Source organism: Streptomyces sp. DH37 (assembly GCF_029813835.1).
Classification (GTDB): domain Bacteria; phylum Actinomycetota; class Actinomycetes; order Streptomycetales; family Streptomycetaceae; genus Streptomyces.
Map to the genome: position 1 here is coordinate 49,868 of NZ_JARVKV010000035.1, position 11,724 is coordinate 61,591.

General features: G+C 73.2%; 9 protein-coding genes. All 9 read right to left on the reverse strand.

Annotation, left to right across the window (positions count from 1 at the left end):
• Positions 1-11: 11 nt before the first annotated feature.
• Positions 12-1,169 carry an aminotransferase class I/II-fold pyridoxal phosphate-dependent enzyme gene (locus QC029_RS18415; RefSeq protein WP_279556791.1) on the reverse strand — a complete coding sequence of 386 codons (1,158 nt, stop codon included), beginning with the start codon at positions 1,167-1,169 and terminating at the stop codon, positions 12-14.
• A complete protein-coding gene (locus tag QC029_RS18420; protein ID WP_279556792.1) occupies positions 1,169-2,512 on the reverse strand; it encodes an APC family permease in 1,344 nt (447 codons plus the stop codon). Before QC029_RS18420 ends, QC029_RS18415 begins: the two co-directional genes overlap by 1 nt.
• Positions 2,509-3,939 carry an FAD-binding oxidoreductase gene (locus QC029_RS18425; RefSeq protein ID WP_279556793.1) on the reverse strand — a complete coding sequence of 477 codons (1,431 nt, stop codon included), beginning with the start codon at positions 3,937-3,939 and terminating at the stop codon, positions 2,509-2,511. The genes QC029_RS18420 and QC029_RS18425 overlap by 4 nt, the downstream gene beginning before the upstream one ends.
• A gap of 31 nt (positions 3,940-3,970) precedes the next feature.
• Positions 3,971-5,692 carry a thiamine pyrophosphate-dependent enzyme gene (locus tag QC029_RS18430; protein WP_279556794.1) on the reverse strand — a complete coding sequence of 574 codons (1,722 nt, stop codon included), beginning with the start codon at positions 5,690-5,692 and terminating at the stop codon, positions 3,971-3,973.
• Positions 5,689-6,909, reverse strand: a complete 1,221-nt coding sequence (locus tag QC029_RS18435; protein WP_279556795.1) for an ABC transporter substrate-binding protein — start codon at positions 6,907-6,909, stop codon at positions 5,689-5,691. Before QC029_RS18435 ends, QC029_RS18430 begins: the two co-directional genes overlap by 4 nt.
• Before the next feature lie 56 nt (positions 6,910-6,965).
• Complete coding sequence (locus QC029_RS18440) at positions 6,966-8,108, reverse strand: sulfotransferase (RefSeq protein WP_279556796.1); 1,143 nt, start codon at positions 8,106-8,108, stop codon at positions 6,966-6,968.
• Positions 8,105-9,082 (reverse strand): NAD(P)-dependent oxidoreductase, encoded by a 978-nt coding sequence (locus QC029_RS18445; RefSeq protein WP_279556797.1) that lies wholly within the window; start codon positions 9,080-9,082, stop codon positions 8,105-8,107. Before QC029_RS18445 ends, QC029_RS18440 begins: the two co-directional genes overlap by 4 nt.
• Before the next feature lie 16 nt (positions 9,083-9,098).
• The gene (locus tag QC029_RS18450; RefSeq protein ID WP_279556798.1) at positions 9,099-10,247 is read right to left on the reverse strand and encodes a Glu/Leu/Phe/Val dehydrogenase dimerization domain-containing protein; all 1,149 of its coding nucleotides are present in this window, start codon (positions 10,245-10,247) and stop codon (positions 9,099-9,101) included.
• A 420-nt stretch (positions 10,248-10,667) separates the two neighbouring features.
• Positions 10,668-11,399, reverse strand: a complete 732-nt coding sequence (locus QC029_RS18455) for a BTAD domain-containing putative transcriptional regulator (RefSeq protein ID WP_279556799.1) — start codon at positions 11,397-11,399, stop codon at positions 10,668-10,670.
• Between the last annotated feature and the right edge of the window lie 325 nt (positions 11,400-11,724).

Below are 11,724 nucleotides of genomic sequence, written 5' to 3' on the forward strand. Positions count from 1 at the left end.
TGATTCCCCTCTCAGGCCGGGAAGGACCGGAGCCGGCGGATCGCCTCGGCGAGCGTCTCGGGACGCTTGCAGGCCGCGAAGCGGACCACGGAGACCATCTCGGCCACGGGTTCGGAGTAGAAGACGGACATGGGCAGCGCGGCGACACCGGCGTCGACGATCATCCGGTCGCACCACCGCTCCGCGTCCTCGCCCACGTCGGCGAGGACGAAGAAGCCGCAGTCCGGCGCGGTGGCCGACAGGCCCACGTCGCACAGTTCCGCGGCGAAGCCGCCCACCCGCTCGCCGAGTTCACGGGCCCGGCGCTCCAGCATCGCGGGGGTGTCCGGCGCGTCGAGCACCGTGGCCGTCGCCAACTGCATCGGGGTGGACGGGCAGAAGGTGAGGAACTGGTGCACCGCGCGGATCCGCCGGGTCAGTTCCGGACCGGCCACCGCCCACCCGATCCGCCAGCCGGTGGCGGCGAAGGTCTTGGACACGGAGGACACCTTCACCCGCAGTTCCGGGTCGTGCACCGCCTCCAGGACACCGTGGTGCGGCGCGCCGTCCAGGTTCAGGTGCTCGTACGTCTCGTCGGAGACGACGACGACGCCGTGGCGCGCGGCCAGGTCGGCCACCGCCCGCCACTCGTCGGGGTCCAGGCCGCGGCCCAGGGGGTTCCAGGGGCTGTTGACCACGATCGCCCGGGTGGCGGGCGTCACCAGGGCCTCGAGCGCCTCGGCGGTGACGCGCTCGCCGGCCGAGGACAGCCGCAGGGCGCGCGTGGTGCCTCCGGCGGAGCGGACGGCCGGGGCGTACTGCTCGTAGGCCGGTTCGACGAGGATCACCTCGTCGCCGGACCGCACCAGCGCGGTGATGGCGCAGTGCAGGGCCTCGGTGGCTCCGACCGTGACGGTGACCTCGCCGTCCGGATCCACCGTGACGCCGTCGTGGCGGTGGATGTGGCGCGCCAGCGCGGCGCGTAACGCGGGGTGGCCGGGGCTCGGCGCGTACTGGTGCTCCGGCCCCCCTCCGACCCCGGCGAGCGCTGACAGCAGCGCCTCCTCCGGTCCGTGGTCGAACACCCCCTGTGCCAGGTTGACGGCCCCGTGGCGGGCCGCCAGGGCGGGGATGCGGACGAAGACGGACTCCGTGACGGCCGCACCGGCGGCCGAGGCAGCGGTTCCCACTACCGGTCACCTCCTTCGACGGTTTCGTGTGTCGGGTGGCCGGCGGCCGGCGCGTCCGGTTCCGCGGGGTTCCCGGTCTTCCCCCCGCGGCGCCGGAACGCTTGGGCGCCGAGGGCCACGAGCAGGACCACCACCCCGTACAGGGCGTGCTGCAGGGACTCGACGAGGCTGATCGCGATCACGACGAACAGCACCAGGTTGAGCCCCGAGCGGACCGTCAGACCGCGCACCCGCAGGTACGAGACGATGCTGAGGACGTACAGGAGCATGAAGATCGCGCTCGCGGTGGCCGTGGTGTCGACGACCAGGGACGGCCTGAAGCCCAGCAGCACGGTGGTCGCCGAGAACAGCACGGCCAGGAGCGCCAGCGAACGCCCCCGGGACTTCTCGCCGTTGGACGTGACGAGCGCGGCGGGCAGCATGCCGTTGTCGGCCGCGTCGTACGTGAGCTGGGAGACCCCCCAGACCCAGGCGATCGCGTTGAGCAGCATGGCGCAGCACGCGATGAAGGTGACCGCCCACATCATGACCTCGCCGTAGCCGACCGCCTCGACGAGCTGGAGCAGTCCGACCACCTGGTCGACGTCGTCGCGGGAGACGGTCACGGCGATGGCCACGGTGAGCAGGATGGTGAACACGCCGTAGACGGTGAGGGCGATGGAGCTGACCGGCAGGAAGTCGCGTTCGGGGTTGCGGAACTCCCGGGCGAGGAACGTCAGGTTCTCGAAGCCCGCGAAGGCCCAGAAGGCGAGGAGCACGCCGGGCAGCACGACGTCCAGGCCCTCGGTGGTCGGCGCCACCGTGTGCAGGCCGTCCCGCGCGGAGGGGACGGCGGACAGCAGGAGCACGGTGGCGACCAGCACCAGGCCCCAGGTGGCCGCCGTCTGGACCCGGGTGCTCGCGCGTACTCCGGCGAGGTTGATCAGGAGCGCCGCGACCAGGACCGCCACGGCGATGGTGACGGTGGTGACGCGCTCCATGCCGAAGGTCTGGGCGACGTAGCGCCCGGCGACGAACGCGCCGGACGGCAGGCCGACGATGACCAGGGCGATGAACATCACGGGCACGCAGCGGGCGAACACGTCGCCCAGGCCCAGCCGGATGAAGGCCTCGATGCCGCGGCCGTCGGGGTTGGTGCGCACCATGTCGTCGAACATCAGGAGCATCGGCAGGCACAGCAGGATCGACAGGGCCCACACCAGCAGGCTGTTGTGGCCCGCGCGCGCGTAGACCGCCGACGGCAGGAACAGGATGCCGGAGCCGGCGATCGACCCGATGGCCAGGGGGATCGCCTGCCAGCGCGTCAGTCCGCGGGGAGCGGTGTCGTGGACCGCGTCGGTCACCGGGTCTCTCCCTCGCCCTGGTCCGCCGTCCACGGCAGGACCCGCCCGCGGTTGAGGATCCCGCCGGGGTCGAGCGCGGTCTTCAGCGTCCGCATCAGTTCGACCTCGCCCGGGGAGCGGGTGTAGCCCAGGTACTCGCGCTTCTCGAAGCCGATGCCGTGCTCCGCCGAGATGGAGCCCCCGTACGAGGAGACCGCCTGGTAGACGATGTGCTCGACGTCGGGCTTGCGCTCACGGGTCTTCTCGCCCGTGGCGACCGCGATGTGCACGTTGTCGTCGCCGAGGTGGCCGAAGACCAGGAGCCGGACCTCCGGCCACTGGGCCCGCAGCTGGGTCCGCATCCCCTCCAGGCACGCGGTCAGCGAGCCCGCGGGGACGCTCACGTCGAAGCCGAACAGCGGCTGCATGCGCAGCACTTCGCTCGGGATGCGCTCGCGTGCCCGCCAGAACGCGCTGAGGTCGGCCGGCGAGGTGGAGACGGCGGTGTCGACCAGCGTGTCGGACAGCTCCTCCAGGCACGAGACGAACACCTCGTCGTCGTCCGGCCGGCTGGTCTCGCATTCGGCGAGGATGTACAGGGGGTGCCCCTGGGGCAGCGGCAGCCGTACGCCGGTCCCGTCGAGGACGGCGTAGGCGTCGGCCCAGATGACCTCGAACGAGGTCAGGGACCCGGGCATCCGGTCGCGCAGGGTGTTCAGCAGCCGCAGGGCGCCCTGGACGTCGGCCACCGCGCAGAACGCCCCCGTGCGGCTCCTCGGCGCCGGACGCAGGGCGATGGTGGCGGCGGTGACCACTCCCAGGGTGCCCTCGCTGCCGATGAAGAGCTGCTTGAGGTCGTACCCCGCGTTGTCCTTGACCAGGTCGGTGGAGAGGTCGAGCAGCGTGCCGTCGGAGAGCACGACCTGCAGCGAGCGCACGTGCTGCCGCGTCATGCCGTAGCCGACGACGTTGACCCCGCCGGCGTTGGTCGCCACGCAGCCCCCGATCGTGGCCGACTCCTTGGAGGCGAGGTCGATGGGGACCATCAGACCGTGCGCGGAGACGTGTGCCTGGAGGTCCGCGAGGGTCACCCCGGCCCCGGCGGTGACCGTGCCCGCCACGGTGTCCACCTTCCCGAGGGCGGTGAGGCGCTCGGTGGACAGCACGACCTCGTCGGCCGCGGGCACCCCGCCGGACACCAGCCCCGTCATGCCGCCCTGCACCACCACCGGCTGCCCGTGGGCGTGGCAGTAGCGCAGCACCATCGCGGTCTCCTCGGCGCTGCCCGGCCGCACGACGATGCCGGCCACACCGGTCCGGTCGCTGCCCCACAGGTCCTGGGTGTAGCGCCCGGGGAGGTCGGGTCCCACGAGGACATGGCGTTCCCCGACGAGGAGGCGCAGGGCGTCGGCGTGTCCGGCGGCTCCCTCCCCGGTGGCTTCCCTCACGAGAGGTGGGCGTGTGGTCAAGACGTGTCTCCTAGTGAGCGGACGGCAGGTCGAAGTTGGCGTGCACGGCCTGGGCGCTGGCACGCACGTGCAGGAGGTAGCCGCCGGGACTGTCCAGGGCCCGGCGCACCGCCGGGGCGGCATGATACGGCTCGGTCACCCGTTCGGCGGGCAGTCCGAAGGACCGGGCCCATTGCACCAGGTCCGGGTTGTCCAGGCCCGTGCCGCAGTCGGTTCCGGCGCCCCGGCGGGCGGCGTGCGCCCGGATGGTGCCGTAACCGCCGTTGTCCGCCACGATGATCACCGGGTACCGGCCGGCGGCACGGGCCACGGCCAGTTCGTTCCCGGTCATCAGCAGGCCGCCGTCGCCCACGATCGCGACGGCCACCCGGTCGGGGAACCGCAGGGCCGCGGCCACCGCGGCCGGCACCCCGAAGCCCATCGAGCCGCCGGCCAGGGCCAGGAGCCGCTGCCGTCCGCGGATCCGGACGTGGCGGTGGATCCAGCTGCTGAAGTTCCCGGCGTCGAGGGTGAGGATCGCGTCGTCGGGCAGCCTGCCGTCCAGGGCCGCGGCGATCTCGGCGAAGTCCACGCCGTCCGGCCGCGGCCGGGGCCCGGCCTCGCTGAGCCGGGTCTCCAGGGAGCGCCAGCCGGTGAGCCAGTCGCGGGCCTCCCCGTCCCCGGCGCTCTCCCCCGTGCCGTCCGGCGGGGGGCTCGCGGCCAGGTCCGCCAGGACGGCGAGCGGGTCGGCGGCCAGCCGCTCGCCGGGCCCCCGCGGATCGGGATGCACCGTGACCAGGTGCGCGCCGCCGTCGTACCAGCCGGAGAGGTGGACCTCGTCGGGCAGGTCGCCGAGGAGGACCACGGCGTCGGCCTCGGCCAGCCGCGCGCGGGTGGCCGAGGGCGTCCCGAGGTGCAGGTGGCCGCCGAAGTGGGGGTGGCCGTTGTCGAGCAGGTCCTGCTGCTTGTTGCCCAGGAGCACGGGCACGCCGGCGCCGCGGGCGAACCGGTCGAGGAGCGCTCCGGGGGACGTGCCGCCGTCCGTGCGCAGCAGGCGTCCGGCCAGGACCACCGGACGCCGCGCGGCGGACAGGACCGCGCGGACCCGCGCGGCGGCCCCGGCGGTCCGCTCCTCCTCCCCGGGCGGCGGCCCGCCGCCGTCGGGGGAGGGTCCCGCGGACTCCGGGGGGGCGGGGACGGGCAGGTCCCACAGGTCCTCGGGGATCACCAGGACGGCGGGGCCGGGGACCGCCGAGCCGAGCGCCCCGCGGACGCGTTCCAGGGCCGCGGGCAGGTCGTCGGGGCTCTCCGGCGCGACCACCGGCGCCAGGCCGCCCAGCAGAGCGCCTATGTCGGTCCCCTGGAAGCCCAGGAAGGGGTCCGTGCCCCTGTCCGCGCCGCCCACGACGAGGAGCAGGGGCGTGGGGTCGGCCCTGGCCGCGTCGAGGGCGATGCTCGCGTTGGTCGCGCCCGGTGAGCGGTTGACCGCCACCACGGCCGGCCGGCCGGTGAGCCGTGCGTCGGCGAGCGCGGCGAAGGCGGCGCCTCCCTCGTGCCGGGCGGTGACGACGGGGAGGCCGTCGTCACCGGCCGCGTCGAGGAGCGGCAGGAACGCCTCCCCCGGAACGGTGAACAGCCGGTCGCACCCCAGCACGTCCCGCAGGAAGCGCAGCACGGAGTGGGCGACGCTGCCGTGGGAGCCGTGGACCTGCCGCTCGGGGACGGCGGCGGTGGCGGCGGTGGTGGCGGTCACTCGGGCCGCCGCGGGGTGGGCATGCGGTAGGCGCCCGTCGCCGACTCCCGCGGCCAGACCACCACGGCGTCCTGCGCGCTGTCGCCGACCTCGCGGTAGTGCATCAGGACGATCTCCGGGGTGTCGTGGTGACCGGTGGAGTCGGACCAGTCGAAGGAGACGGGGCCCCGCCAGGTGTCGAACGTCCCGGCCTCCAGGGCACGCTGCAGGCCCTCGCGTCCGGTGCCGCCCTCGGCGGCCGCCTGCGCGAGGATGACCACGTCGGTGAAGGCGTTGAGGGAGTTGTCCGGCGGGGCGCCGCCGAACTCCTTCTCGTACTCGTCCACGAACCACCGGCCGACGGGGCTCAGCTCCGGCCAGTCGGGGCTGAAGCGCGTGGCCGGCCAGACCACCCCCGCGCCCGCCTCGCCGGACAGCCTCCAGTAGTCCTGCGAGCGCATGGGGAACGGGAAGCACACCATCATCGGCACGCCGGGCAGTACGCCCGCGGCCACGGCCGAGGCGATGACCATGTAGTTCGTCCGCACCACCCCCGCGTTGAGCAGCAGGTCGGGGCCGAACTCCGCGACGGTCTTGAGCTGCGGGTCCAGGTCGGCCACCCCGTCCTGCTCGAAGTCGATGCGGAGCACCTCGACGCCGGAGACCGCCTCGCGCAGCGCCTCCTCCAGGGTGTCGGCGAGCATCTGCCCGAAGACGGTGTCGGCCGCGACCAGGGCGATGCGCTTCCAGCCGTGTTCCCGCACGAACGACGCCATCAGCGGCGCGCGGTCGGCGATGGAGAAGTAGGTGCGGAAGATGTGCCGCCGCCCGATGTTGACGGTGTTGTGGCCGTTCTCGATGAACGTGGGTATCCCGAGGTCGTTCGCCACGTCGGCGACGACGGGCGCGGTTCGCAGGTGCCACTGCCCCACGACCGCGCTGACCCGGTCGAGGAAGGCCAGCTTGGCGAGGCCGCCCACCGCGGTGCGGGACATGTGCTCCATGTCGGCGCCCACCTGGTCGTTGGCCAGGAACAGGCGCACGCCCGGCCCCAGTCCCCTCTCCTGGGCGTAGCGGGCGCCCAGCACGGCGCCGCGCACGCACAGTTCACCGGCCACCGGGTCTCCCGGAGGGCTGAGGGGCGTCAGGACGCCGACGGGCAGGGCCTCCTGCCGGGCCGTGCGGTTGTGCCGTTCGACCAGCTCCGCGGCGCGCACGGCCTCTTGCGACTGGGACACACTCGACTCCTCACTGTGGTGGCTCGGCGGCCGGCCCGTACGGGCCGGCCCCTCGATCAGACTCCGAAACGCTTCTGGTAGGACTCGGTGGCACGCGAGACCGCCTCGGCGGACACCCCGAAGTCCCTGAGGTCGTAGGTGTGCTTGCCGTGGGCGTTGGCCGGCGCCGCCGCGAGGTGGTCGGAGACCGCGGCCTGGAACGCGGTGGAGAACGGGATCTCCAGGAACGCGCAGATCCGCCGCATCGCCTCCTGGGGGTCGGCCACCAGTTGCCGGTAGGGCAGGTCCAGGACGGGCCGCCCGCCTATCAGGTCGTCGCGGTCGTCGGCGAGCCGGCGCGACAGGCCGGTGATCCTGGTGAACCACTGGGCGCCGATCTCGGTCAGGTCCCGGTGGTCGCTGCGCGCCCCGCGCAGCGTCCGGCACAGGCTGGCCGTGGACCCCACCACCTCGACCGGGTCGCGGTGCAGGTGGATGAAGCGCGCCTCCGGATACGCCTGGACCAGGCTGTCCAGGAACCAGGTGTGGAAGGGGCACTTCAGCACGGGGACCCGCTGCAGGCCGTCCGCGTCGCGGTGCAGGCTCATGAGCACCTGGAGCTGCCCGCGGTGCCAGCGGTACGGTTCCGCCAGGTCCTGCCGGTGGAGCCAGTCGCCGTACGACGGCACCCGGTAGCGCATCTCCAGCACCATGCTGTGAAAGGTGTTGGCGAGCAGCCGGTGGCACTCGTCGGGCCTGTTCGCGTCGATGAAGTGGATGCTGGGCAGGTCGGGGGCCTTGCGGTAGTAGTCGTCGACGTAGGCCTGGGCCCGGGCGCGCAGTTCCGGGTGCCGGTCCGGCCACCGGACGGCCTCGGTGTGGTGGCTGAGTTCCCACAGCAGGGGGCTGTGCAGGGACTCGTGGCGGCCGAGCAGGTTGTGCAGCAGCGTGCTGCCGGTGCGCAGGAAGCCGATGACGAACACCGGTCGTCCCAGGTCGAGTCCCGCGATGTCGGGGCGGGCCCTGAGCAGTTCGGTGGTGTCCGCGAGCACTTCCTGCGAGCGCAGCATCGAGCGCCACACGGGGTCGATGTCCTCCGGCCTCAGGTGCGCCTCGTACCGCAGGGCGGCGGCGAAGCGGTGCAGGGCCTCCGAGAAGGGCGCCGGCCCGCTTGTTCCCGGGATCACGGAGGCTGTCGCCGGTCCGGCCGCGATCGTCATGTGGGGTTCCCTTCTGCTGGCCACGGAACGAGGTCACGGGGCGTCAGGCCTGACTTCAGGTCGTGCAGGTTGGCGAGGAAGGTCCTGGCCACCTCGGCTGGTTCGCCGGGAAAGGCGAACGCCCGGTGCGGTGAGACGATCAGGCGCGGGACCAGCCACACGGGATCGTCCGCGGGGAGCGGTTCGCGTTCGTGGACGTCCACGAAGGCGCCGCGCAGCCTCCCCTCCCTGAGGCTGGCGTGCAGGGCCTCGTTGTCGACCGTCTCGGCCCGCCCCACGTTGACCACGGTGGCGTGCGGGGGCAGCGCCGCCAGGACCTCCGCCCCGATCAGCCCGCGGGTCCGCGGGGTGGCGGGCAGGCAGGCGACCAGGTGGTCGAGGCCGGACGCCTCGCGGGCCAGCCCGCTCGCCGGCACGGTGCGCTCGGCCTCCTCCACGGGGACCTCCCCCGTGCGCGTCACGGCGACCGTGCGGGCGCCGAGCGCGGTCAGCCGCCGCAGGACGGCACGGCCGATCTTCCCCGCGCCCACCACCGCGACCGTGCTCCCGGAGAGCAGCAGCGCGCCCGACCGGTACCAGGCGGCGTCCTGGCGGGCCACCACCTCCGGCAGGTCCTTCAGCAGGAGCAGCAGCCCGGAGAGCGCGTACTCGGCGACGGCCGTCACCGGCACGGCCGCGGAGTTGGTGACCAGGACGCCGGGGCGGAGGCCGGCGGCCCGCAGGTGGTCGACGCCCGTTCCCGTCAGGTGGAGCCAGCGCAGCCGCTCCAGCTTCTCCAGGCTCCCGGGCGGGAACTGGAAGCCGATCAGCACGTCGGCGTCGTCGGCGTCGACGTGCTCCGAGACCCGTAACCGGATTCCGGGCTCCCCCTCGATCACGGGTACCAGGCGGGGCGCCATCTTGCTGTGCGCGATGCGGACGTCGAGGTCGGCCCACGCGGCCGGACCCGCCGGGGACGGCCCCGTGGGGGGCACCGTCTCTCCCATGCCTCTACCAGCCCGCCTTCCCGCGGTGAGCGAGCAGGTCCGCCACGGGGTCATCGGACCCGCCGGCCGCGACCTCCAGGACTTCCCGGCTGTTGCGGCGCACCCGGTCCTCGACCCAGTCGAACAGCCAGTTGACCATCTGCTTCAGCGGCAGGTCGAAGGGCACGGTCCCGGTGAGCACGCATCCGGTGACGCCGGCCCCTCCGACGTTGGCGACCACGTCCGGGACCAGCGCGATGCCGCGGGCGGCCATCACCGCCTTGGCCTCGGGGGTACAGCACAGGTTGCCGCCCTCGACGACGATCCCGGCCCGCACCCGCTCCACGTTGTCGGCCCGGACCGCGTCCCCGGAGGCCGCCAGCACCAGCACGTCCGCGTCGACGTCCAGCCACGCCTCCGGCTCGTCGTGGACGCTCACCGAGTCGGGCAGCCTGCGCCGGTCGATGGTGCCGGCGGAGTCGGTGACGGCCAGCAGGTCGGCGACCGGAAGCCCCTGCGGCGCGTGGACGGTGCCGAGGATGTCGGCGACCGCGACCACCCGGTGCCCGTGGCTCTCCAGGCTCTTGGCCACGGCGCGGCCCACCGTGCCGAAGCCCTGGATGGCGACCCGGCACGAGGCGCCGTCGGCCCGGCTGTCGACGGCGGCCAGCGTTCCGACGGACACGCCGAACCCCGTGATGTCGACCAGGGGCTTCCAGAACGTGGCCCAGTCCGTGGGGAGCCGCGGGATCCTGGTGTCGCGCAGGACGTCGTATCCCGCCTCGGTGAAGAACAGGTCACGGTCGGCGTGGGTCGTTCCCAGGTCGCACCCCAGGTACACCCCGCCGTGCAGCAGTGGGGCGACGGACCGCCCGAACGCGCGCAGCACCCCGTCCCTCCGGTCGGGAACGGCGCGTATGCCCGCCTTCGCGCCGCCGATGGGCAGCCCCGCCAGGGACAGCTTGGTGGTCATCGCGCGGGCGAGCCCCTTGACCTCGGCCTCGGTGACGCTCTCCGTCATCCGGGTGCCGCCCATGGCCATGCCGTCGGCCAGCGAGTCCACCACGACCCAGCCCTTGAGCTCGTCCGCCGGTGAGGTGATCTCCGTGGCCAGGAGGGGGTCGGCCGCCCCGCCGTCCATCAGCTTGGTGCTTTGCACAAGCGTATCCGTCATACGTTCTCGCCTCCACGGCCGCAAGGGCCTCGATCCGGATGACATGCGTCCACGAATTGCGCTTTCAGCACCCACCTGTCGGCGAGATGCGCGGCGGGAGGATTTTCCGTTGGGTCCGCGATTTGACGAATCATTACCCCCGCCACCGAGAACTGTAATCGGCGTGCGCATCGTGGGCGCATACTCACTGCACATGGGAACGATCATGGTGCCCCTGTTTTCGGGCACGCCGACGCCCCTGGCGCGGCCTCCGGAAAGAAAGGGACGAGACGCGCCAGGGGGATTCGGGTGCACAGACTCCCCGTCAGGGCGGATCGGAGGAAATTCCGGACCGGACGCCCGGTGGGCCGGGCGGGACCCGGAAGCCGGGGCCCCTCGGCCCCGGCGGGTTCACGCGGCGGGAGGCCGAGTGCGCCCCCGTCAGACGAGGGCGGTCTCGTGGAATCTTTCGCGCATGGACCGGAGGTTCCTCCAGACCTGCGCGCTGTCGTACGTCATCGCGGCCGAGTGGACCGCCAGCAGGTCGGGCGACGGGGAAATCCCCAACTCCTCGCGGAAGAGCCGCTGCGCTTTCCCGTAAACGCTCAAACAAGACGAGAAGTCCGCTTCGCCGTAAAGGGCGGCTATCAGAATTCCCCAGGACCGTTCGCGCAGCGGATGGTCGGCGATGACGGAGCGCGCCCGCATGGCGGCCTCCGCGTAGGAGCCCAGGAGCACGCAGGCCTCCGCCTGGTCCTCCACGGCGTTGAGCCTCATCTCGTCCAGGGCGTCGAGGCGGGCCCGCAGCCGGCCGGAGCTGGCCGCGTCGATCCCGGCGGGCCCGCGCCACAGTTCGAGGGCGGAGGTGAGCAGGCGGCAGCTCTCCACCGGGTCCCCCGCCGCGAGCCGGCGCCTGCCGGCCGCCGCGAGGCTGACGAAATCCGCCTGGTCGACCGTCGCCGGGGCGGTCGCCAGCAGGTAGCTGGCCACGCCGCGCCCACCGCCGCCGCGCCGGACGGCCAGGTCCGCCGCGGAGCCTAAGTCCTTGCGGAGCGCGCTGAGGTAGCCCCGCAGGTTCGCCTCGGCGGAGGCGGGGGGCTCGTCCCACAGCAGCCGGAGAAGCTCGTCGCGGGACAGCTCCTTGCCCGCATGGATGGCCAGTGCCGTCAGCACCCCTCTGACCATGGTCGACCGCGGGGCGTGGACCCCTTTTCCGGTTTCGACACAGACAGGGCCAAGGATGCGGATCATCGTTCCCCCAGCTTTGATGACGATCACTGAATCGGACACCGCGACGGTGCGGGCGAAGCCGTCGGGGCGGGACCGCTCCCTGTTCGCCCTCCCGGCCGTGTCCCGGCCGGCCCACCGGTCGCGCCCGTGGGATTCATCGCTCTCCTCGCGTCGGCGAGGGCCCGTCACCTCCCCGGGCGCCGCCGGTCCGGTGGAGTCCCCGGGGGACGTCCCCCGGGGACTCCACCGGACCGGGACACGGTGGTTC